This is a genomic window from Actinomadura sp. NPDC047616 (assembly GCF_040642915.1).
Taxonomy (GTDB): domain Bacteria; phylum Actinomycetota; class Actinomycetes; order Streptosporangiales; family Streptosporangiaceae; genus Spirillospora; species Spirillospora miaoliensis.
The window spans coordinates 1-22311 of record NZ_JBEYTB010000017.1 but is presented as its reverse complement, the minus strand read 5'-3'; the positions used below and the strand labels follow the sequence as shown (position 1 = coordinate 22311).

The window sequence follows — 22311 nt, the reverse complement described above, 5'->3', positions numbered from 1 at the left end:
CTCCTCCGGCGTGCGCGACGTCATGACGGCAGCGCGTACCGTCACGCGTCGGTCCTGGGGTGCGGGGCCCTCCCCCGCACCAGGGCATAACTCAACGCCGGAGGTCTCTCCCGCCCGCCTACGGAGCGGACCGCGGGTCCCGGGTCGGCGCCTTTGCCGGCCGTGCTGACGGAAGCCCGCGCGCAGGGATACTCCCCTCCACTACCGGCTTCAACGCAGGCCCCACCGGAGCGGTTCCCACTCAGTCCAACTTTTTCGAGAAAAATCTGAACTCGTCCGCCGAGGGGAGCGTCAAAGGGTGTGCCGGGACTGTGCGAGACGGGTGTAGACGCCCGCGAGCTGGTCGACGGCGTCGTCCTCGGTCGGCAGCGACGTGGCGCGCTGCGCGGCGGCCGCGCCCAGCCGCACGGCGAGCGCCGGGTCGTCCAGCACCCGGCCCACGGCCCGTTCCAGCGCGGCCGCGTCCTGCGGCGGCACCAGGATCGCCGCCTCGCCCTGCCCCTCGGACGGCCCGCCGCCGACCATCACGGGGATGCCGCCGACGCGCGTGGCGACCAGGGGACGCCCGGCCCGCAGGATCTCCTGGACGATCAGCGGCTGGCCCTCCCACACGCTCGGCACCACCGCCACGTCGGCCGCCGCCAGCAGCGCCGGGACGTCGGACCGCCGTCCCAGCAGCCGCACCGGCAGGTCCTCGGCCTCGATCCGCGCACGCAGCTCGTCCTCCAGCGGACCGGCGCCCACGATCGCCACCAGCGGCGGCGGGGTGCGGCGCGCCCAGCCGGCGGCCGCGTCCAGCAGCGTCGGCAGGCCCTTCTGCTCGGCCAGCCGCCCGACCGTGACGACCAGCGGCCGTTCCTCCACCCCCAGCTCGGCGCGCAGCTCGGTGCGCACCTCCGGCCCTGGACGCCTCCTCGGCGCGGGCGCGGGCACCAGCGCGTGCTCGACGTGGCGCGCCCCGAGCGCACGCATGCGCTCCTCCAGGTCCGGCGACACGCCCAGCACCATCGCCGCGCCCTTGGCGACGACGCGTTCCAGCGCCCCGTACACCGCGGCCGTCTTCCCGCCCGCGATGACGGCGTTGTGCAGGGTCACGACGACGGGCGGCCCGCCCTGCGCGAACCGCAGCGGCCCCGGGGTGACGCGCGCGCACGCCGCCACGGCCAGGCCGCCCGCCCGCAGCCCGTGCGCGTGCACGACGTCGGCGTCGCGCAGCAGCGTGCGCAGCCGCGCCACGGCACGCGCGTCGTTGACCGGGCGCGGCCGGTCGGCGATGTCGACGGCGGCGAACCGCGCCCCGACCCGGCCGAACCGGAACTGCTCCTCGGTCGAGGCCGGCCCGCACACCGCGACGCGGGCGCCGCGCTCCACCAGCCCGGCGGCCACGGACCGCACATGCCGTCCCACGCCGCCCGCGCTGGTGGCCAGCACCAGCGCCACCCGCATCCCGTCCACCTTCTCGGCACCCATCTCGTCAGTCATCCTCGCGTGACCCTCCGGCTGAGGACGGCCCGCAGGTCCCGGCCGTCGACCACGAACGCGATCATCAAGAACACCACTCCAGCGGCGGCCGCGGCCGGCACCGCGACGCCGACGCTCCACAACTGCCCGCCCGCGCCGAGCAGCGCGGCCACGGCGTATCCGGCGGCGCCGCCGCCGGCGCCCCCGGCCACCCCGGCGGCCAGCGCGCGCGGCACACCCCGCACCGCCGCCCGCCCCCGGGCCTTCAGCAGCACGCCCAGCAGCAACGCCCCCGCCACGGTCATCCCGACCGTGTTGCCCAATCCGAGCGCCGCCACCACCCACTGCCGTTCCACGACCATCACCAACGCCACGTCCGCGGCCATCACCAGCCCCCACCCGGTGACGGTCGCCAGCGCGCCGACCCTGCCGCGGCGGCAGGCGAACAGCACCCGCCCCAGGTGCGCCACCAGCCCGTACCCCAGCAGACCCGGGGCAAAGGCCAGCACCGCCCGGGCCAGCACCTCCTGCTGGTCGGCGCGGCCGGGGTTGAACACCACGGACGCGGGCAGCGCCACGGCCGCCAGCACGGCCGCGCCCGCGCACGACACCAGCACCACCGCACGCGTGGTGGAGGCGGTGATGCGGTCGAACTCCTCGCGTTCACCGTCGTGCGCCCGTGCCGACAGCCTCGGGAACGCGCTGGTGGCGATCGGCACCGCGAGGATCGCCCAGGGCAGCAGGTAGATGGCCCAGGCGTACTGGTAGTTCGCCAGGGCGCCACCGGTGCCCCGGTAGCTCAGCGTCACGACCAGCAGCGCCGACAGCTGCTGCGCCACCACCGTCGCCAGGCCCGCCACCGCCAGCCGCCGCACCTGCGGCGCGACCCCCTCGGGGAACCGCAGCGTGGGACGCAGGCCGAGCCGCAACCGCCACACGGCGAACCCGGCGGTCGCGGCCATGGCCACGCCGCCGCACGCGGTGCCGACCGCCAGCGTCAGCTCCGCCGACGCCGGAAGACGCGCTAGGTCGTTCTCGTAGCCGCGGCCCAGCGGCGCGTACACCAGGTACGCGCCGATCACCACGAGGCTCGACATCAGCGGCGCCAGCGCGGGCGCGACGAACCGCTTGTGCGACTGCAGCACCCCGTACAGCACCACCGCCAGCCCGTACATCACCATCTGCGACGACATGATCGCCAGCATGTCGCCGCCGACCGCGATGACCCCGGCGCGCGAGCAGCCCTCCAGGTCGCCCCGGACCAGCATGTGCATGATCGGGCGGGAGAGCGACGCGAGCGCCAGCGACAGCGGCACCATCGTCAGCACGATCCAGGTGACCAGCGCCGAGGCGATGCGCCGCACCCGCTCGTGGTCGCCGCGTTCGGCGGGGCCCGCCAGCACCGGCACCACCATGCTGGCCAGCGCCCCGCCCGCGACGATCTCGTACACGATGCTGGGCAGCTGGGTGGAGGTGAAGTACGCCTGGCTCAGGCAGGACGTGGTGACGGTCTGGGAGAAGGCGTAGGTGCGGCCGAACCCCGCCAGCCGCGACAGCACGGTGATGACACCGATGACGACGGCGGCGCCCGCCAGGCCGCCGGTGAGGCGGCGCAGTGGTGAGGTCACGGTGTCCGGTGCCAGTGGGGTCTGTGTCACGTCTGTCCGGGGAGCGCCCGGGGGTGCGGTGGGTGCGTGGGCGCGCAGGGTCGTCGTCGGGTGTCGAGGCGGGGGTGCCGTCACGTCCGGGCGGGACTGCGGCGGTGCAGGTCAGGGCGCCGGGTCGGCGGTGTGTTCGGAGTCGGCGGGACCGGGCTGCGCGGGCACCGAGGCGCCGGCCTGCGGGCCCGCGGCCGGGGGCGCGACGGGACGGCGGCCGAGCATGTCGAGCCAGTTCAGCGCCGGCGTCCGCTGGATGACCTTGGTGAAGCTGACGAACTCGCTGGCGGCGTTGAGCCCGGCCACCCCGGCCAGCACGGCCAGGCGGGGACCGCGGCCCAGGCGGGTGGCGGCCAGGCCGAGCAGGGCGCCCAGCGCGTTGGCGCCGGTGTCGCCGAGCATGGCGCGCTCCCCCAGGTCCTCGGGCAGCAGCGCGACGGCGGCGCCCAGCGGCGCGGCCACCACCGCGCGCGACCCGGTCATCGCCAGCGGCGTGCCGGTGAGCAGGCCGACCTTGATGGCGCGGCCGGGACGCAGGTCGAACAGGTTCATCAGGTTGGCGCTACCGGCGACGAGCGCGCCGTTGACCAGGGTGTCGAACGCGCGTCCGGTGCGGGTCGGCGCGGGCGAGCCCGCCACCGCGGCGGCGGCCAGGCCCGTGGCGCCGATGCCGAGGATCTTCACCGCGCCGCTGGTGACCTCGCCGCGCGCCAGCGCGCCCAGGTGCCCCTTGAACCCCCGCGAGGACGTCGTGCCCGCCACGTCGTCGTAGCCGCCGAGCACACCCGAGGCCGTGCCCGCCAGCAGGGCAGCGGCGCGCATCCGGCCGCCGAGCCCGGGGGTGAGCAGCCCGCCGGCGGCGGCGCCCGCCACGAACGCGGGGCCCTCCAGCAGGGTGACCGGTTCGCCGCGGTGGTTGGTGCGGCCCCACACCTCGTCTCCGGGCTTTCCGTTGAGCCCCGGGGGCCGCCGGGTCGCGGCCGCGTACGCGGCGCGCGCGGCGACGGCGCCCAGCGTCGCGCCGGCCAGGACGCGGGCCGCCGTGCGGAGCGTCCCGCCCGGCGCGGGCCGTGTCGTCCGTGTCATGGCAGTGGGGGTCATCTCAGTGGAGGTCATTGGGGCTCACCCGTTCCTCACCCGCTCTTGCTCGCGGTGGGCACCGGGGAGGGCAGGTAGCCGCTCACGCCCGACCCGGTGCCGTACTGGCCGGACGTGCCGGCGATCTCGTTCTGCAGCGCCAGCACCGCCACCACCCGGCCGGAGGAGGTGTCGACCATGTCGGTCGCCGACACCTGCTTGCGGACGTCGGAGTCGCGCAGCGCCGCGATCAGCCCGCCCTCCTGGGCGGAGGTGGACGGCCCGCCGACCACGACGCCGCGGCCCGCGCCGTCCAGCGCCGCCGCCAGCGACAGCAGCGCCCGGTTGTCGATCTCGCCGCCCTCGTACTGGTACGGGGTGGACGGCGCGATCATGACGGCGAGGGTGGCGTGCTGGCCGGGCCGGCCGGTGGAGGTCAGGTACCCGGCCTGCCGGAACCCGTTGAGCACGGCGCCGCCCTCGGCGTCCTCGCGGCCGCTGCGCGCGGTGTCCCGGGTGACCAGCGCGCTGGCCAGCACGGCGCCCGCGCGGTCGTAGGGGCCGCCGCCGTCGGGCAGCCTCACGCCCTCGGGCCGCAGCTGGCCGGCCAGCTCGTCGACGGTGCCGACCTGGTCGTCGTCCAGGAACTTCTTCTGGATGGTGACCCGGCCGGTGACGGTGGCGCCCGCCGTCTTGGCCAGCTCGCTGAGCTGCTCGATGCTGTCGTTGCTGGCGCCGGGCGTCTCGACGAACACCACCGACTGGCCCTTGAGCCGGTCGACGACCAGGTCGGCGCCGAGCGTCTTGGCGAACTGCTCCTCGCCGTCGCGCTGGGCCTCCAGCTGGCGCTGCTCCTGGCGCAGCTGCTGGCTGTTGCGGGCCGCGTCGCTCGCCTGCTTCTTCAGCTCGGCGGTCACCGACTGCGACAGCGTGGTCGAGCCCAGGATGATGCCGAGCGCCAGCGCCAGGAACACGGCGACGATGGAGACGAGGTGGTAGCGGAAATCGATCACGTGAACAGTCCGGTCAGCCAGAAGAGGAACGCGTGCCAGCGGTCGGCCAGCAGGGGACGGATGATCTCCCCGGCCGGCGACATGATCACGGCGGTGGTCATGGCGATGAACGCGCCGAGCACCAGGAACAGCAGCGAGGAGGTGGAGATGCGGCTGCGGTACAGGCGGCTGACGCCCTTGGCGTCCACCAGCTTGCTGCCCAGCCGCAGCCGGGTCAGGAACGTGCTGGCCATGCCGGCGCGGCCCTTGTCGAGGAACTCCACCATGTTGGCGTGCGTGCCGACCGCCACGATCAGCGAGGCGCCCTTCTCGTCGGCCAGCAGCATGGCGATGTCCTCGCTGGTGGCCGTGGCGGGGAACACGACCGCGTCGCGGCCGAGCTCGTTGACCCGCTTGAGGCCGGGCGCCCGGCCGTCCCGGTAGGCGTGCACGACGATCTCGGCGCCGCACGTCAGCGCCTCGTCGGACACCGAGTCCATGTCCCCGACGATCATGTCGGGCCGGTAGCCGGCCTCCAGCAGCGCGTCGGCGCCGCCGTCCACCCCGATCAGCACCGGGCGGTACTCGCGGATGTAGGGACGCAGCGTGGCGATGTCCTCGCGGTAGTGGTAGCCGCGCACCACGACCAGCGCGTGCCGGCCCTCGATCGGGGTCTTGACGTCGGGCACGCCGACCCCGTCGATGAGCAGGTCGCGTTCGCGCCGCATGTACTCCATGGTGTTGGCGGCGAACGCCTCGAGCTGGTGCGCCAGGCCCGTCTTGGCCTCGGCCAGCGCGGCCTCGACGGTCTCGCCGGTCTGCACCGTGCCCTTGGCGACCACCTCGGCGCCGCGGTACACCTCCGCGTCGTCCACCCGCACCCGGTCGCCCTCGCGCAGCCGGGAGAAGATCTCCGGGCCGACGTCGTCGAGCAGCGGGATCCCGGCCTCCACCAGGATCTGCGGCCCCATGTTGGGGTAGCGGCCGGAGATGCTGGGCGCCACGTTGACGACCGCGGCCACCCCGCACGACACCAGCGCCTCGGCGCTGACCCGGTCGAGGTCGACGTGGTCGATGACGGCGATCTCGCCGGGCTGCAGCCGCTTGGTCAGATTCTTGGTGCGGCGGTCGAGCCGGGCGACGCCGCCGACCCCGGGCCGGTCGTCCTCGCGGCCGCGGCCCAGGGCGAGCACGCGCCGCGGCAGCCGCTGGGACAGCCGGACGCGACGCTCGGTGGTCGGAGAGTCGTTCATCGCATGACATCCTGCCAGAGCACTTGAACCGACACCTGTAACGACAAGCGCCCGGCCGTGTCGGTTCGTTCACCGTCCGCGTTCACCGTCGCGTTCGCGCGCCGCACCGCCGACGTCCGCCGGGGCGTCGCGCGGGCCTGCCCGTGTGCGAGCCGCACACGCGACGCGCCGCCCGGTAAGGCGCTGCGGCACGTGACCGGCATGCCCGTGTCCACTGGGCAGACTACTCGATCAACGCGGCCGTTCCGCGCGGATCACCTACGGACGACCCATGAAATACCGGACGACACGCATAGAACGATGCACGTGCCACCGGAACGGTGCCGTCCGCGAGTGTCCCGGACGAACCACAACGCACGGTGCGTCAGGGCGCCGTTCAGCGCTCCTGGGCGGCCATCTGCAGGAGCTCCTCGGCGTGCGCCCGGCCCAGCTCGGAGTCCTCCAGCCCGGCCAGCATGCGCGACAGCTCCCGCACGCGGCCCTCGCGGTCCAGGACGGTGACGCCGCTGCGGGTGACCGACCCGTCGTCGGACTTCTCCACCAGCAGGTGCTGGTCGGCGAACGCGGCGACCTGCGGCAGGTGCGTCACCACGATGACCTGGGCGTTGCGGGCCAGCCGGGCCAGCCGCCGCCCGATCTCCACCGCGGCCTTGCCGCCCACGCCCGCGTCCACCTCGTCGAACACGAAGGTCGGCACCGGGTCGGCGCCGGCGAACACCACCTCGATCGCCAGCATCACCCGCGACAGCTCGCCGCCGGAGGCGCCCTTGTGCAGCGGCAGCGCCGGGGCGCCCGGATGCGGGGCCAGCCGCACCTCCACCTCGTCGGCCCCGTACGGCCCGTACTCGCCGGTCGGGGTGACGGCGACCTGGACGCGGGCGTGCGGCATGGCCAGGGCGGTCAGCTCCTCGGTGACCGCCTGGGAGAACCGCTCGGCGGCGCGCGTGCGCACCGCCGTCAGCTCGGCCGCCTCGGCGGCCAGCCGCTCCGACAGCTCGGCGTGCTCGGCGCGCAGCTCCTCGATGCGCTGGTCGTCGCCCTCCAGCTCGGTCAGCCGCGCCGCCGACCGCCGCGCCCACTCCAGCACCTCGTCCAGGGTCTGGCCGTACTTGCGGGTCAGCGCGGTCAGCTCGGCGCGCCGTTCCTGCACGGCGGCCAGCCGCGCCGGGTCGGCCTCCACCGAGTCGCCGTAGGCGGCCAGCTCGGTGCCCACGTCCGCCACCAGGTATCCGGCCTCGGCCAGCCGGTCCGCCAGCCCGGCCAGGGCCGGGTCGTGGTCGCGCACCGCCTCCAGCGCGTGCCGAGCCTGCCCGAGCAGGCCGACCACGTTGGCCGCCTCGATCACCGCGGCCGGGTCGCCCAGCAGCGCCTCGTGCGCGGCGGTGGCGGCGCCGCGCAGCGCGTCGGCGTGCGCCAGCCGCTCCTCCTCGGCGGCCAGCTCGACGTCCTCGCCCGGTTTGGGGTCGACCTTCTCGATCTCCTCCAGGCCGAAGCGCAGCACCTCCGCCTCGTTGGCGCGTTCGCGGGCCTGGGTGGTCAGCTCCTCCAGCAGCGCCCCGACCTGGCGGTGCCGCTGGTAGGCGGCGGTGTAGGCGCGCAGCGGCTTGGTCAGCGCCGAGCCCGCGTAGCGGTCGAGCGCGGCGCGCTGCCGCCCGGCCTGCAGCAGCCGCTGCTGGTCGGACTGGCCGTGCACGGCCACCAGGTCGTCGGCCAGGTTGATCAGCATGCTGACCGGCACGGACCGGCCGCCCAGGTGCGCCCGTGACCGGCCCTCGGCCGACACCGAACGGCTGATGATCAGCACGCCGTCGTCGAGCTCGCCGCCGGCCTCCTCCACCCGGTCCACCACCCGGCCGCCGGGGTCGACGACGATCCGGCCCTCGATGGTGGCGCGGCCCGCGCCCGGCCGCACCCGCTGCGGGTCGGCCCGCCCGCCGAACAGCAGGCCCAGGCTGGTGACCACCATGGTCTTGCCCGCCCCGGTCTCTCCGGTGACGACGTTGAACCCCGGGGACAGATCGAGCACGGCGTCGTCGATCACGCCGAGGCCCTGGATCCGCACCTCATCGACCATCGGACGCACCAGCGTCACAACCCCTCGCATCCACAGATCCCGGTTTCGGAGCCTCGCCGGTGAGAGTAGCGGGCGCCGCGAACCGCACGCTCCGCGAGCACGCGGAGTCCTCTCACATTACTTTTCCGCCTCTTCGTCCGCGTCCTGCGTCGTCCGTCCGGTATCGGGGCCGGGCGGCGCGGTCCGGTCGCGCGCGTCCGGCGGAGGCGCGGCGCGCATCCGGGTCAGCTCGGTGCCCATGTCGGTGCCGAGGCCGGTCTCGGCGGGGAGGGCGGTGTCGGCGGGGAGGGCGGGCTGGTGGGGGCGGCCGCGCCAGCCGGTGACCGGCAGCCCGAACTTGGTGACCAGCCGGTTGGTGAACGGGGTCAGGTGCAGGCGCGCCAGCCGGACCGGCGCCGCGCCCCGGCGGACCTCCACGCGGGCGCCCGGCGGCAGCCCCACCGTGCGGCGTCCGTCGCACCACAGCACCGCCCGGGGCGTGTCCGGCAGCACCTCCACCGCCACCACCGAGCGGGGCGAGACGACCAGCGGCCGGGCGAACAGGGCGTGCGCGCTGATCGGGACGACCAGCATCGCCTCGACCTCCGGCCACACCACCGGGCCGCCCGCGGAGAAGGCGTAGGCGGTGGACCCGGTGGGCGTGGCGCACACCACACCGTCGCAGCCCCAGTGCGACAGCGGCCGCCCGTCGATCTCGGTGACGACCTCCAGCATCCGCTCCCGCTCGGCCTTCTCGACGGTGGCCTCGTTGAGCGCCCAGGTGACGTCGGTCACCGTGCCGTTGCGGCGCACGACCACGTCGATGGTCATGCGCTCCTCGACGTCGTAGCGGCGGGTGACGACCCGGTCGACGGTGTTGGTCAGGTCCTCGCGTTCGGCCTCGGCCAGGAACCCCACGTGGCCGAGGTTGACGCCCAGCAGCGGCGTCCCCGCCTCGCGGGCCAGGTCGGCGGCGCGCAGCAGCGTCCCGTCGCCGCCGAGCACGATCACCACCTCGGCGTCCTCGGCCGCCGCGGCGGTGCGCGGCATGACCTGCACGCCGACGCAGCCGATGTCCTCGGCCTCGCCGTCCAGCACCCGCACCGCGATCCCGGCCTCGCTGAGCCGGGTGATGACCAGCTGGGCGCTGCGGACCGCCTCCGGCCGCCCGGTGTGCGCCACCACCAGCACCGATCTCTTGCTCAAACGCCCTCCCCGGGTCGCGTCACCGCGCCGCGGCCGCCTTCGCCCGCGCCACCTGCCTTGCCCGCGTCGCCCCAGTTTGCCGCTATTTCGCCCCTCCTCGCGGCCTTTCCCGCGTTCCTCCGGTTCCACGCCCGATAGCACGAGATCCCGCCCGGACGCGCCCCGCCGTGCCGCGCCGCGCACCGTGCCGCGCACCGTGTCGCGTCCTCGCGCGGGCGGGGAGCACGCACGATCACTGCGGCCCCTCCGCGATCGCCTTCTCCAGGGCGGCCTCGTCCAGCGGAGGCTCCCCGGCACGCAGCCACAGGAAGTACTCCACGTTCCCCGACGGGCCCGGCAGCGGGCTGGCGACGACGCCCGCGACGCCCAGCCCCAGCTCGGCGGCGTGCCCGGCGACGTCCCGGACCGCCTCGGCGCGCAGCGCCGGGTCGCGCACCACCCCGCCCGCGCCGACGCGCTCCTTGCCCACCTCGAACTGCGGCTTCACCATCAGCGCGTAGTCGGCGCCGGGCGCCACGCAACGCTTGATCGGCTCCAGCACCAGCCGCAGAGAGATGAACGACAGGTCGCCCACCACCAGGTCGGGCGGCGGGACGTCCGGCGCGCCCAGCATCTCGGGGGTCAGGTTGCGGATGTTCACCTGCTCCAAAACGGTGACGCGGTCGTCGGTGCGCAGCGACCAGGCCAGCTGCCCGTACCCGACGTCCACCGCGTACACGTGCGCCGCGCCCGCCCGCAGCAGCACGTCGGTGAACCCGCCCGTGGACGCGCCCGCGTCCAGGCAGTGGCGCCCCTCCACCTTCAGCCCGGAGAACGCCGCCAGCGCCCCCGCCAGCTTGTGCCCGCCGCGCGAGACGTACTCGGGACCGGCGTCGGCGGTGTCCACCACCACCGCGGCGGCGAGATCGACCTGCGTGGCCGCCTTCCCGGCGACCCGTCCGCCGACCCGCACCCGCCCCTCGGCGATGAGCTGACCGGCGTGCTCGCGCGACCGCGCCAGCCCCCGGCGCACCAGCTCGGCGTCCAGCCGGCGCCGCTTCACGGCCGCCCGCCCTGAGCCGCCGCACCGCCGCGCGGCGGGGGAACGCCCGGCCCCGGCGGCCGGGGCATGGGCGGCCGCGGCCCCGGGGGGCGCGGCACCGGCGGCCCGGCGTCCTCCGGCTCGTCGGCCGACGCGAGCAGATCCTGCAGCCGCTGGTGGACGTCCTGGAACACCGCCACATGGCGCGACACCGGCGTACCGCCCAGCCCCGCGAAACGCTCCAGCACCAGGTCGACGCGCGGATCGCCGGTCGGCTCCGGCGGCGGCCCGGCGGGCACGACCGCCTCGGCCACGCCCGTCCGCGCCCCGGCGGCTCCGCCCTGGGCCGGCACCGCGGCTCCGCCCTGGGCCGGCACGGCGGGGCCGCCCGGCGTCTCGGGCCGGGCAGGCGGGTTCTCGGGCGCGGCATGACCGGCCCGGTCCGACGGCTCCACGGGCTCCCCCACGGCCTCGCCAGACATCACCTGTAACCTCCAAGAAGACCCCGACCGCGCACCGCGGGTCGCCTCCGGCTCTGTCAGAACGCTACCGTCCCTTCACGACATCGTTGTCGACCGAACGGGGAACGGCCTGACCATGGCGAACGAGGAGGACTGCCGCGCGGCCCTCGGGCGAATCACCGAGCGGCTGGCCGAGGTGGACGAGGACCAGCTCGCCGAGCACGTCGTCGAACGCACGATCAGCTGCCGCATTCCCGACCTGAGGCTGGCCTACCGCTCCCGGATCCACGCCGGCGGCCTGGATCCCTTCGAGCCCACCGACGACCCCAAGGCCGCCCAGGTGCGGATCACGGTGCGCAGCGACGACCTCGTGGCGCTCGCCAACGACGAACTGCACCCCGCCCGCGCGTTCACCAGCGGACGGCTGAAGGTGGAGGCGAGCCTGTTCGACCTGCTGCGCCTGCGCAAACTGCTGTGAGACCCCGCCGCCGGGTGGGCGGCGGGGCCCCGGCCGAGGCCTGCGGCACCCTCACGAGGCCCGCGAAAGCTCCTTGTGCTCCTTGTACGCCCGCGGCAGCCTGAAGCCCCGCTCGGCCATGACGGCGCGCAGCCGGTCGGGATAGTCGGTGATGATGCCGTCCACGCCGTCGTCGATGAGCTTGTTCATGGTCGCCTGGTCGTCCACGGTCCAGGGGATCACCTTGAGGCCCAGGCGGTGCGCCTCGTCCACCATCGTCTTGGTGACGTACGGACGGTAACCGGGGTCGGTGACCTTGCCGTTCTGCGGGAAGCCGTGCACGGGGGAGAACGCCGACGCGCCGAACGACCTGACCGCCCGCAGCGGGTCGCCGCCGAAGTCGTCGATGTCGATGCCGCCCAGCCACGGCGACCTGCCGGGCTGCCCCACCTGCAGGAAGTCGTAGTTGGTCAGCGCGACCAGCGGCAGCCTCGGCTCGACCTGGCGCATCCGCATCAGCGCGCCCCAGTCGAAGCTCTGGATCGTCACCTGCCGCACCATCCGCGCCCGCCGCACCTCACGCGCGGTGACCCGCACGAACTGCTCGCGCGGTGCCGTCTCGCTGGGCGCCCCCGCCTCCACCTTGGTCTCGACGTTCAGCTTCACGCCGTACGCGCGGTACCGGTGGACGAGCCCGAACACCTCGCTCAGCAACGGCATCCTGGCCCCGGGCTCGGCCCGCTGCCCCGGGAACTCCGGCAGCGTCCGCGAACCGCAGTCCAGGGTGCGGACCTGCTTGAGCGTCAGCGTGTTGACGTACTTGCCGACGTAGGGGTACTCGGGGTCGCCCGGTGCGGCCGGCCCCGTGTCCTGGCACTTGCGCCCGTCGACCCGGCGGTCGTGGGTCACCACGGCCTGCCCGTCCTCGGTGATCTGCACGTCGAGTTCCAGCGTGCTCACACCGAGCCGCAGCGCGTTGGCGAAGGCGGGCAGCGTGCTCTCCACCACCAGCCCCAGCCCGCCCCGGTGGGCCTGCAGATCGAACGTCCGGTGTCCCGGTCCGGCCTTGGTGACCCCCGTCACGGGCGCCACGGTGGTGGCGGCCTGCGCGGTCCCTGCCGCCGTCACCGCGAGCGCGCCCGTCAGCGTCGCCCCGAGGACGACACGGCGCCATCTGGTCATAGGTGTCTCGCATCCCTTCCGTCCTGGCGGGCCGCACGGCCCGCGGGACACGGTGCGCCGCCCCAGGGTGCGCCGAGTGAGCCCAAGACGAACGATCAGTAGCCCTCACGCGAACAAACCAGGCCCTTCCGTCTCTACCCCCCCTGGGGCCTCCCGGGGCGGGCGGGATGACCGCTAGGCGTGGTCGTCAGCCGGACACGGGCACGGGCGCTCACGAACATGGGCCGCGCGCACCGCGGGTCGCTGTGGGGGTCAGTCGAGAGACAGGCGGTCGAGCGCGGCAGTGACGGACTTCGGGGCGGCCGGCTGCTCGTCGTGCCAGGCGGCGGCTGCCAGGGCGCGTAGGCCGTCGTAGGGGTCGCCGTCGCCGGTCAGTTCGATGACGTCGTCCGTCCATCGGGCGGTCCACCCGGCGCACTCGAAACGATCGCCGGAAGTCCGCACGTGTGGTTGGGGGGCGAGCAGGCCGGTCAGGTCCGGTGCCAGATAGGTGGGGCGGTGGTGGGGCGGCGCGGTGAGGGCCGTCAGCGGGTCCGTCACCCCGGTCAGAACCAGCAGGCTGTCGGCGCCTCCGTTGTGGGCGCCCTCGATGTCGGTGTCGAGCCGATCACCCACCACCAGCGGCCGCTGCGCGCGGGTGCGCAGGATCGACTCGCGGTGCAGGGGACGCTCCGGCTTACCCGTCACGATGGGGTCCCCCCCGGTCGCGGCCCGGATGACCTGCATCAGCGCGCCGTTCCCCGGCTGCTGCCCACGGACGCCCCCGGGGATGGTCAGGTCGCCGTTGGACGCGACGAACAACGCGCCGTCGCGTACGGCACGGGCGCCCTCGGTCATGAGGTCGTACGACAACCGCGGGTCGAAGCCCTGCACGACCGCGGCCGGTCGTTCGGAGGCGGACGACACCGGACGGAGCCCCTGGGCGTACAGCGCGTGCCTCAGGCCCATGCCGCCGACGACGAGCACCGCCGAACCGCTCGGTAGCCGTTCGGCCAGCAACCGCGCGGCGGCCTGCGCCGACGTCACCACGTCCTCCGCCTCGGCCGGAACCCCCACCTCGGTCAGCAGTGCGGCGACCGCCGAGGGTGTACGGGAGGCGTTGTTGGTCACGAACGCCAGCCGCTGGCCGGCGGCGCGCGCCTTGGCCAGGGAGTCGGCGGCGGCGGGTACCGGGCGGTGCCCGATGTAGACCACGCCGTCAAGGTCGAGCAGTGCGACGTCGTACGCCTCGCACAGCGGCCTGTCACAGCCCTTCATCGCGTCCCTTCCGCTCGGACGGTCCCAGCCCGATGGTACGGGCCGGTCACCTGCGGGACGCGAGGGTGGCCCGGGCATGCCGCAGCGCGTTGGCATAGTCCCTGTTGTCGGGCCGCATGGCGACCGCGAGCGCCAGGTACTCCACCGCGCCCTCGAAGTCGCCGAGGCGGCTGAGCGACAGCCCCAGGCCGAACAACGCGTAGTCCTCGGCGGGGTCGGCCTCGACGATCCAGCGGAAGCTGTCGGCGGCGTCGCCGTAACGCCGCGCCCCGAACTGGGCGCGGGCCAGTGCCTCCCGGATGCTGCGCGAGGACGGCTCGGCGTCCGCGGCCCGCGAGAGCAACTGCAGGGCCGCCGCGGCGCTCCCCGACCGGAGCAGGCTCAGACCACGCGTGTACCACTCGTACACGCCGCCGTCCGGGCCGCCGGGATCGTCGCCGGGAGCGTCCTGCGGGGAATCGTCCGGCCGTCCCGGTCCTTGAACACTCATGTGGACCTCCCCTCGGACTCCGGGTCCCTTCGACCGTACCCGGGCACGGACGAAGCACCGCTCGCGGATTAGCATGCCCACGGTGAACGACGATCTCCCCTCCGGACTGGACGCCGAGGAATTCAGCGCCCGCGTCTTCGGCACCGCGGAGCCGCCCTCCGGCGGCGGCCTGGAGCTGGCTCCGTTCCGCGGAGTGCGGTTCGCCCCGGAGGTCGTCGGCGACCTGGCGACGGTGACCACCCCGCCGTACGACCTGATCGACGCCGCGGAGGTGCGGCGGCTGCTGGCCAGCGGCGGGTACAACATCGTCCGGCTGATCCTGCCGCCCACCCCGGAACAGGCCCGCGACACGCTGCACGAATGGCTGGCCCAGGGCGCGCTCACGACCGACCCCGAGCCGTCCCTGTACGTCTACGAGGTCGCGGACGCCCGCAAGGTCGTGCAGCGGGGGCTCATCGGCGCCCTCGCCCTCCGTGCGGAGGCGGACCGGGTGGTGCTCCCCCACGAGAACGTCTACCCGGGACCGGTCCGCAACCGCCTGGCTCTGATGACCGCCGTCCAGGCCGATCTGGAACCGATCTTCCTGGTGTACGAGGGCGACGGCGACACCGCCGACATCGTCGACGAGACCGCCGACGGCACTCCCCTGCTGTCCGTCCGCACCGACGACGGCCTCGAGCACCGCCTGTGGCGCGTCACCGAACCGCACCTGCACGCCCGGATCGCCGCCGACCTGCGGCCCCGGCAGGCGCTGATCGCCGACGGCCACCACCGGTACGCCGCGTACCGCACTCTGCAGGCCCGTCACCACGCCGCGGGCGACGGCCCCGGGCCGTGGGACCACGGCCTCGCCCTCCTGGTCGACTCGACGCGCTACCCCCCGTACCTGGGCGCCATCCACCGCGTCCTGCCGAACCTGCCGCCGCACGTCGCCGTGGACCGCGCCGCGAGGTTCTTCCAGGTCACGCCCCTGCGGCCAGACCTCGACGAGGCCGTCGCCCGCCTGGCCGACGCACCGCGCCCCGCCTACCTGCTCGGCGGCGGAGACCGGCCGCATCTGCTGACCGCCCCCGACCCGCGCCGCCTCAGCGAGGCGATGTCCTGCGGCCACTCCCCGCGCTGGCGCAGTCTCGACACCGCCGTCCTCGATCGCCTCCTCATCGAGGAGGCCTGGCACGTCCCCGAGGACGAACGCAGCGTCGAAGTGGTGCACCACGATCCCGCGGCCGCGCTCGACCGGGCCCGCCGCACCGGCGGCACCGCTGTGATCCTCAACCCGCTCAAGGTCGAGGACGTCCTCGCCGTCGCCGGCGAGGGCGAACGGGTCCCCCGCAAATCAACCTCCTTCGGCCCCAAACCCCGCACCGGCCTCGTCCTCCGCCTCCTCCACTGAGCCCTGAACCCGCCGAATACGTGGCACGTAGAGTGACCGCCACAGAACAACCCGTACGTCCACCCCTACTCCGCCGGCCACCCCCCGGTGACGGCCGCTTCATCGGCGTTCCCAGTCGAACACTCAGCCAAAGTCGCCCCGCACAGGCTCGGGCGCTGCACCAGCCGCCCCACTCGACGCCGACACAGCCAACCGCCGCTGGACAGCCTCGCCACCGTCCGAGCGCAGGGGGATGGCGTGCCCCCTCTGGCCAAGAGCAGGACGCGCGGGCGCACCTGGGCGAGGCACCCGAGCCATCCCCGCCACCACCGCCCCACCGGCTTCACCCGCCCGCCATCGCACCCCAACAACCGCCCCCACCGCCCAGACACCCCCCAACTCACTCCCCGACGGCCCCTACTCGCCCCACCACACCCCCGCCCCTGCTGATACGGCTCGGCCAGTGCAGCCCGGTCGGCGCGGCGCGGCGTTACACGACGCGGTGATGTGCCCCACTCTCATCGCGGATCGATCGGCCGGTGCAGCCCGGCAGGAACATCCCAGGGGCACCTGACCCAACGTCGCCGGCCCCAACGCGGCCTGTCGCCGTCGGTGCGACCCGACCCGACATGGCACCGGGCCGGTTGGTACGGCTCGGCCTGTGCGGCCCGGGCGGTGTGGCACAGGCGGTGTGGTCGGTGTGGTGTGGTCGGGTCGTGCGTTGGTTGGGGCGGCTTGGGACTTGTTGCGGCGGCTGGTCACTTGGGCTCTGGCGTTTGGGCACCCTGTGCGTTCGCAGGTGTTAGGGAGAAGTCGGTTCCTGTGGGCTGCTTCTGCGGGGTGGGTGGGGTCAGTCTTCGCGGAGTTCCTCCTCTATGGGTGGGCGTTCGGTGTCGGTCATGTGCTCGGCCAGGCCGGGCTTGGTGTGGTGGCGTCGCTGGTAGGTCTTCTCCGATTCGGTCCGGTCGGGGAACGGCTCGACGGGGACCGAGCGGAGCACCTCGTGGACGCCGTCGTAGTCGCCGAGCGGGAGAGCCGACAGCGCCTTGACCTCGGACTCGTCGGCGCCGTGGCGGCGGGCGTGCTCGACGATCTCGTCCTTGTCGGCCGGGAACGCCAGGTCGCCCAGCAGTTCCCTGATGTGTTCCACGTCGTGGAGCCTCATGTCGCCTCCTCTCGGAGGGGGCCCTGCCCGGCAATGCGCTGGGCATTCGTGGCCCGCGTCAGGGGACGGCCGGTCCACGGCCACCAGGGTGGCCTCGTGGACCTCCACCTCATGACGGCCCAGTCTCAGGTCCCCGGCGCGCCAGAAGCGGCGCCGTAACGAGCCGTGCACCTTGACGAGATCGTCGCGGCGCCAGGTGGCCGAGTCGTCGCGGACGCGGGCGTCGAACGCCGCGCAGGTGATCGTGTCGACCACGCGGCGGGCTCCCGGGGCGCGTGGACGGTCCACGACCAGCCGCCACGAGACGACCATGCCCCCAGCCGTCAGCGGACGCCGGACGGGGTCGTCGGCCAGCCTGCCGCACAGGATCACGCAGTTGACGTGCATCACCGCCTCCTTCCGTCCCCTCAACGATCCGGCAGCGGGGACCGCGGGCGAAAGGCCGGGCTCGAACTGTGGATAACCGGGCCGGTGCGGAGCGATGATCGTCCAATGGACACCACGATCACGCCGCTGGGCGGCGACGTCTACGAGATCGACACGCGGATGGCGGGATACGCGGGCATCACCGCGGGTTATCTGATCCTGTCCGACCGGCCGTGCCTGGTGGAGCCGGGGACCGCCGGGTCGGCGCCGGTGGTGCGGCGGGCGCTGGACGAACTCGGGGTCGGACCGTCCGACCTGGCGACCGTGGTCGTCACGCACATCCATCTCGACCACGCGGGCGGGGTCGGGGACATCGCGAAGATGTACCCCGACGCCGAGGTCGTCGTCCACGAGAAGGGCGCGCGGCACCTGGCGTCGCCCGAGCGGCTGATGCGCAGCGCGCGCATGGTGTACGGGGACCGGCTCGACACGCTGTTCGGGGAACTCAAGCCCACGGACGCCGAGCGCATCCGCGCCGTCGAGGACACCGGGGTGATCGACCTTGGGGGCGGGCGGAGGCTGGAATCGCACTACTCCCCCGGGCACGCCAAGCACCACGTGGGGCTGATCGACTCGCAGACCGGCGACCTCTACGTGGGGGACGCGGCCGGCGTCTACATCCCTGAAACGAAGGATGTGCGGCCCGCCACGCCGCCCCCTGACTTCGACCTGGACACGGCGCTGGCCTCACTGCGCAAGTTCCAGGCCCTCGGGCCACAGCGGCTGCTTTTCGCCCACTACGGCCCCGTCTCGGACGTGACGGAAACGCTGGAGCGCTCCGCCGAAGAACTCCGCGTCTGGGTCGACACAGTGCGGGACGCGCGCGACCAGGGACTGGACCTCGACCACGCCGTCGCCATGGTCCGCGACCGCACCAACGAGCGTTACGCCCTCACCCGGTCCGACGTCGATCCCGAGCTCGCGGCCAAGTACGAGGTGCTGAACGGGATCGAGAGCAACGTCGCGGGCATCATGCATTCCCTCGGCGAGCCCGGGACACGTTGAGGTGATCGGCACTCAGGCGGGCGCCTTGACGTTGTAAGGTTCCGCTTGATCGTGGCGGAGGGACGGGCGGCGCGGCCGGCGGAGTCAGCGGCGGAACGGCCCGGTGACCTCGTAGGTGCAGCCGTCCGTCCCCGCCGCGAAGCCGCTGGTCCCCCGCTGGGACGAGAAGTACAGGCGGCTGCCGTCGGGCGAGAACGCCGGCCCGGTGATCTCGGACTCGTCATGGCCGAGAACGCGCAGGAACGGGGCGACCACACCGTCGGGTGTGATCACGTTGATCTCCATGTTGTCGCCGTCCTCGGCCACGTACAGATCTCCGGAGCGCGTCCCGGTGATGTTGTCCACGCCCGCGAGCGGGGGCTCACCGGTGGTGACGAGGTCGTCGTCGTAGGCCAGGTCCAGCCGTCCGGCGGCGGCGTCGTACGCCCACACACGGTTGTCCCCCTTGGTGGTGAAGTAGCAGACACCGCCGGTGTAGTAACAGCCTTCGCCCCCGTTGAAGCGCATGGCGCCCGGCACCTGGTTCCGGGTCGGCGTCAGCCAGATCTCCGGGTTGGGCACCCGCGCCCAGGTGACCGCACCCGTGCCGGAGCCGACGAGGACGTCCAGTGTCCCTGCCGACAGATCCCCCCAGGTCGAGGGCCGGAACCGGTAGAAGCAGCCGTCCGGCTGGTCCTCAGTGAGATAGACGACCTGACGGTCCGGGTCGCACGCGGCGGCCTCGTGCTTGAAACGCCCCATGGCCGCGCGCGCTTGGGCGGAACGCTCACCCCTGGGGTCGGTCTCGTACACCAGTCCGAGATCGTGTTCCTCGCACGACAGCCACGTCCCCCAGGGTGTCGCTCCGCCGGCACAGTTCAGCGTCGTGCCGTTGAGGATGCGGTACGCCGAGACGACTTTTCCCGCCGCGTCGAACCGTACGGCTGACACGCCCCCGACAAGGGGGGCCTCGGAGTTGCTCACGTAGATCCACCCGTTGCCGTCCGGGAAGCACGCCCCACCGTCCGGCGCGGGATGCCAGGTGTACCGGGTGCCCTCCACGCGTCGCAGTGACCGGGCGATGACGCGGCTGGTGAATCCCTGGGGCAGCTGGATGCCGTTACCGTCCGCCGCCAGCAACGGCCCGTACGGGCCGGGCCCCGGCTGCGCCGGCCCTGAGGCGAACGCCTGCTGCCACGGTGCCCCGGAGAACGCGGCCGTGCCGCCCGCGACGGCGGTCGTACGGAGGAAGGTACGTCGGCTTGGCCCTGTCGTCGGCATGGCGCTCCTCACACGCTCGTTCACGATCACGTGGAGTCGACCACCGGCATATGGCACCGGCGCCCCCGAACGACCACGGTCCCGTGAACATCGCGCGAAGCGCGGCAACCGTCAAGATTTCGGGCGGGGTCCGCTCAGCCGGCGGACCCGTTCCGCTCCTCTCCACGGCCCTCCGCCAGGCCCTCGCCGTTCTCCGCGGCCTCCGCGCCGCCCACAGGGCCCTCCGGGCCCTCTGAGGGGCCGTCACGGTCCTCCGGCTGCACGACCGGCTCCCGGAACACCACCGATATCTCAGGCGCCTCGTCGTCCGCCTCGGCCGGTGCTGGACGATCGCGGTCGTGCGTCGCGTCATTCGCGGCGGCGGTGCCCGTCGACGTCGCGGACGTCGCCTCGGCGGCCACGGGCTCCTGGAACACCACGGAGATCTCCGGAGCATCGAGGACGACAGGACCGCGGGGCTCGTCGGCCGCTTCGGCCTCGCCGGCCGTCGCCGGTGCGTCTGCGTCGTCGGCCTCGAGGGCCTCCGCCGGCTCCTCGCCGGTCGTCGACGGTGGCGCCTCCTCGTGGTCCAGGAACTCCGCTCCGGCCTCCTCGTCCTCCTCGGTGTCGATGATGTGGAGGCCCTCCAGCTCCGCGTAACGCTCGGCCGCGTCGGTCTCCCCGTCGCGGTCGGCCGCCGCGGCGCGGGCGAACCAGTCGCTCGCCTCGTCGCGACGCCCCGCGGCCTCGAGCGCGTCGGCGTACGCGTAGAACAGCCGCGCCGACCAAGGACGCAACCGGCGATCCTTCAACTCGGGCACCTGGAGGGCGACGACCGCCGCCTCGTACTGCTCCAGGTCCCGCCGCGCCCCCGACTCCACGATGCGCAGCTCGATCCTGCCGGCCTGGTCGAGCCGTTCCGCCTCGGCGGACTTGATGAGGTCGAGCGCGCGCTCGGGCCGCCCCAGACCCCGCTCGCAGTCGGCCATGACGGGAAGGTAGGCGTCGCCCCCCGTCCCCAGCCGGCGCGCCGCACGCAACTCCGCCAGCGCCTCGGACCACTCTCCCGCGCGGTAGGCGGAAAGCCCTGCGGCCTCCCGGACTATCCCGACGCGGGAGGCCAGCCGTCGGGCGGCCTTCGCGTGGAGGTAGGAGGTCTGCGGGTCGTCCTCGGAGAGACGTCCCGCCATCACCAGGTGCCGGGACACTCGTCCGGCGAGGTCCTTCGGCAGGGCACGCAGTTCGGCGCGCACCTCCGCGTCCAGTTCACCGCCCGTGACGTCCTCCGGCACCGTCGGCTCGTCGTACTTGGGCGTGTGGTCTTCGCGTTCCGGGGCGGCCTCACGGCGCGCGAACCTGTCACGGGACGGGCCGTAGGGGCGTCCCCCGCCCCTGTTCTGCCTTTGCGCACCGGGTGCGCCCCGCCGTCTGTCGGCGGTGCGCCCACGGTCCTGGTACCGATCGCGCCCACGCTCACGGTCCTGATACCGGTCGCGCCCACGATCCTGGTACTGGTCGCGCCCACGCTCACGATCCTGATACCGGTCGCGCCCACGATCCTGGTACTGGTCGCGCCCACGCTCACGATCCTGATAGCGGTCACGCCCACGATCCTGGTACTGGTCGCGCCCACGCTCACGATCCTGATAGCGGTCACGCCCACGATCCTGGTAGCGCTCGCGCCCGCGCTCACGATCTCTGTCGAAGCCGCGGTCACGGTCGCGACCTCGGTCCCGGTCCCGGTCCCGGCCACGGTCGCGAACGGCATCACGGTCACGGTCCCGGCCACGAACCTGGTCCCGAGCCTGGTCGCGGTCGCGGTCGCCGAAGCGGCCCTTGCCGCGCTGGGCGTCGAATCGACGGGAGGCGGCAGGACGTCCTGTGCGCCGCTCCTCCTGGTCCTTGCCCGAGCCAGTGCCGAATGGACGCCCGGAGCGCCTGTCCTCACCGCGCGGGCTCCGGCGAACGTCGGCGCGCTGTTCGTCGCGCCTCTCGCCCGCGGGTCGAGGACGATCCGAGGACCGCCTGAACGGTCGATCGCCCGCGCGTTCGTCCCGCCTGTCCTGGGACCTGTCCTGCCGGTCACGTGCCGGACGATCTTTCCAGCCGCCACCCGAGCCCGATCGGCCCGGACGAGACCCCGTCGCTGGACGGCCGCCCCGCCCAGAGTCATCGCGTGACGCGAAACCGCCGCCCTTGCGTTGCCCCGGTCCCCCGGTGCCGCGAGGCTTGCCCCCACGACCGGCAGGCGTTCCCCGTCCCCCGTTCCTGCGCTGCCGCTCGTCGCGCCGCCGGCGGTCGTCGCCGCCGCGGCCGTCCTCTTCCGCGCTCATCCCGTCCGTCACAGTTTCTCGATGTTCGGTGGACCCTCGTACTCTATTTTGGCAGGTCCAGACATGCGTCGAGGGCCGACCTCGTTACCGAGGCGGCCCTCGACCAAAAGAATGTCCGGCGGCGTCCTACTCTCCCACACAGTCTCCCATGCAGTACCATCGGCGCTGAAGAGCTTAACTACCGGGTTCGGAATGGGACCGGG

The 22311-nt window shown here is 73.7% G+C and carries 18 protein-coding genes, 1 rRNA gene and 1 pseudogene; 4 read left to right on the top strand and 16 right to left on the bottom strand.

Going from position 1 to position 22311, the window contains the following annotated elements:
- Window positions 1-291 precede the first annotated feature (291 nt).
- From ABZ801_RS32550 to ABZ801_RS32510, 9 genes and pseudogenes are all read right to left on the bottom strand, one after another.
- Entirely contained in the window at window positions 292-1482 is a 1191-nt protein-coding gene (locus ABZ801_RS32550) for a glycosyltransferase (protein ID WP_360705216.1), read from the bottom strand.
- Window positions 1479-3119, bottom strand: a complete 1641-nt coding sequence (locus ABZ801_RS32545) for a lipid II flippase MurJ (protein ID WP_360705214.1) — start codon at window positions 3117-3119, stop codon at window positions 1479-1481. Before ABZ801_RS32545 ends, ABZ801_RS32550 begins: the two co-directional genes overlap by 4 nt.
- Before the next feature lie 111 nt (window positions 3120-3230).
- Complete coding sequence (locus ABZ801_RS32540) at window positions 3231-4205, bottom strand: hypothetical protein (protein WP_360705212.1); 975 nt, start codon at window positions 4203-4205, stop codon at window positions 3231-3233.
- A 47-nt stretch (window positions 4206-4252) separates the two neighbouring features.
- Entirely contained in the window at window positions 4253-5209 is a 957-nt protein-coding gene (locus ABZ801_RS32535; RefSeq protein WP_360705210.1) for a copper transporter, read from the bottom strand.
- A complete protein-coding gene (steA, locus tag ABZ801_RS32530; protein WP_344955220.1) occupies window positions 5206-6441 on the bottom strand; it encodes a putative cytokinetic ring protein SteA in 1236 nt (411 codons plus the stop codon). Before steA ends, ABZ801_RS32535 begins: the two co-directional genes overlap by 4 nt.
- Before the next feature lie 376 nt (window positions 6442-6817).
- A complete protein-coding gene (gene recN, locus ABZ801_RS32525) occupies window positions 6818-8515 on the bottom strand; it encodes a DNA repair protein RecN (protein ID WP_344955222.1) in 1698 nt (565 codons plus the stop codon).
- 303 nt (window positions 8516-8818) lie between these two features.
- Window positions 8819-9685, bottom strand: a pseudogene (locus ABZ801_RS32520) (NAD kinase); the annotation flags it as partial.
- 247 nt (window positions 9686-9932) lie between these two features.
- Window positions 9933-10742 carry a TlyA family RNA methyltransferase gene (locus ABZ801_RS32515; RefSeq protein ID WP_360705207.1) on the bottom strand — a complete coding sequence of 270 codons (810 nt, stop codon included), beginning with the start codon at window positions 10740-10742 and terminating at the stop codon, window positions 9933-9935.
- Window positions 10739-11203: a hypothetical protein gene (locus ABZ801_RS32510; protein ID WP_360705204.1), complete on the bottom strand. Its 465-nt coding sequence runs from the start codon at window positions 11201-11203 to the stop codon at window positions 10739-10741. Before ABZ801_RS32510 ends, ABZ801_RS32515 begins: the two co-directional genes overlap by 4 nt.
- Before the next feature lie 115 nt (window positions 11204-11318).
- On the opposite strand from ABZ801_RS32510, the gene ABZ801_RS32505 reads away from it, so the two are divergent.
- Window positions 11319-11660 (top strand): SCP2 sterol-binding domain-containing protein, encoded by a 342-nt coding sequence (locus tag ABZ801_RS32505; protein ID WP_344958473.1) that lies wholly within the window; start codon window positions 11319-11321, stop codon window positions 11658-11660.
- Window positions 11661-11711: 51 nt separating this feature from the next.
- Here the strand turns inward: ABZ801_RS32505 and ABZ801_RS32500 are convergent, their stop codons facing one another.
- The 3 genes from ABZ801_RS32500 to ABZ801_RS32490 form a co-directional block, all read right to left on the bottom strand.
- Window positions 11712-12821 carry a glycerophosphodiester phosphodiesterase family protein gene (locus ABZ801_RS32500; protein ID WP_360705201.1) on the bottom strand — a complete coding sequence of 370 codons (1110 nt, stop codon included), beginning with the start codon at window positions 12819-12821 and terminating at the stop codon, window positions 11712-11714.
- A gap of 252 nt (window positions 12822-13073) precedes the next feature.
- Complete coding sequence (locus ABZ801_RS32495; RefSeq protein WP_360705198.1) at window positions 13074-14078, bottom strand: HAD-IIA family hydrolase; 1005 nt, start codon at window positions 14076-14078, stop codon at window positions 13074-13076.
- A gap of 46 nt (window positions 14079-14124) precedes the next feature.
- On the bottom strand, window positions 14125-14568 hold the full coding sequence (locus ABZ801_RS32490; RefSeq protein ID WP_344958479.1) for a tetratricopeptide repeat protein: 444 nt from the start codon (window positions 14566-14568) through the stop codon (window positions 14125-14127).
- Between the two features lie 73 nt (window positions 14569-14641).
- Between ABZ801_RS32490 and ABZ801_RS32485 the strand changes: the two genes are divergently transcribed.
- Window positions 14642-15961, top strand: a complete 1320-nt coding sequence (locus ABZ801_RS32485; protein ID WP_360705195.1) for a DUF1015 domain-containing protein — start codon at window positions 14642-14644, stop codon at window positions 15959-15961.
- An 829-nt stretch (window positions 15962-16790) separates the two neighbouring features.
- Here the strand turns inward: ABZ801_RS32485 and ABZ801_RS32480 are convergent.
- Entirely contained in the window at window positions 16791-17492 is a 702-nt protein-coding gene (locus tag ABZ801_RS32480) for a DUF2795 domain-containing protein (RefSeq protein ID WP_360705192.1), read from the bottom strand.
- A gap of 105 nt (window positions 17493-17597) precedes the next feature.
- Between ABZ801_RS32480 and ABZ801_RS32475 the strand changes: the two genes are divergently transcribed.
- Window positions 17598-18536, top strand: coding sequence for an MBL fold metallo-hydrolase (locus ABZ801_RS32475; RefSeq protein ID WP_360705189.1), 939 nt, complete (start codon window positions 17598-17600; stop codon window positions 18534-18536).
- An 84-nt stretch (window positions 18537-18620) separates the two neighbouring features.
- Here ABZ801_RS32475 and ABZ801_RS32470 read toward each other — a convergent pair whose 3' ends face one another.
- Together ABZ801_RS32470 and ABZ801_RS32465 are read right to left on the bottom strand one after the other, a co-directional pair.
- Window positions 18621-19796 carry an alkaline phosphatase PhoX gene (locus tag ABZ801_RS32470; RefSeq protein ID WP_360705186.1) on the bottom strand — a complete coding sequence of 392 codons (1176 nt, stop codon included), beginning with the start codon at window positions 19794-19796 and terminating at the stop codon, window positions 18621-18623.
- A gap of 134 nt (window positions 19797-19930) precedes the next feature.
- Entirely contained in the window at window positions 19931-21067 is a 1137-nt protein-coding gene (locus ABZ801_RS32465) for a hypothetical protein (RefSeq protein WP_360705183.1), read from the bottom strand.
- Window positions 21068-21178: 111 nt separating this feature from the next.
- Here ABZ801_RS32465 and ABZ801_RS32460 point away from each other — a divergent pair, with 111 nt between their 5' ends.
- Window positions 21179-21955 carry a hypothetical protein gene (locus ABZ801_RS32460; RefSeq protein WP_360705181.1) on the top strand — a complete coding sequence of 259 codons (777 nt, stop codon included), beginning with the start codon at window positions 21179-21181 and terminating at the stop codon, window positions 21953-21955.
- Between the two features lie 266 nt (window positions 21956-22221).
- Here ABZ801_RS32460 and rrf read toward each other — a convergent pair.
- Window positions 22222-22311: ribosomal RNA gene (gene rrf / locus ABZ801_RS32455) — 5S ribosomal RNA — on the bottom strand; the annotation flags it as partial.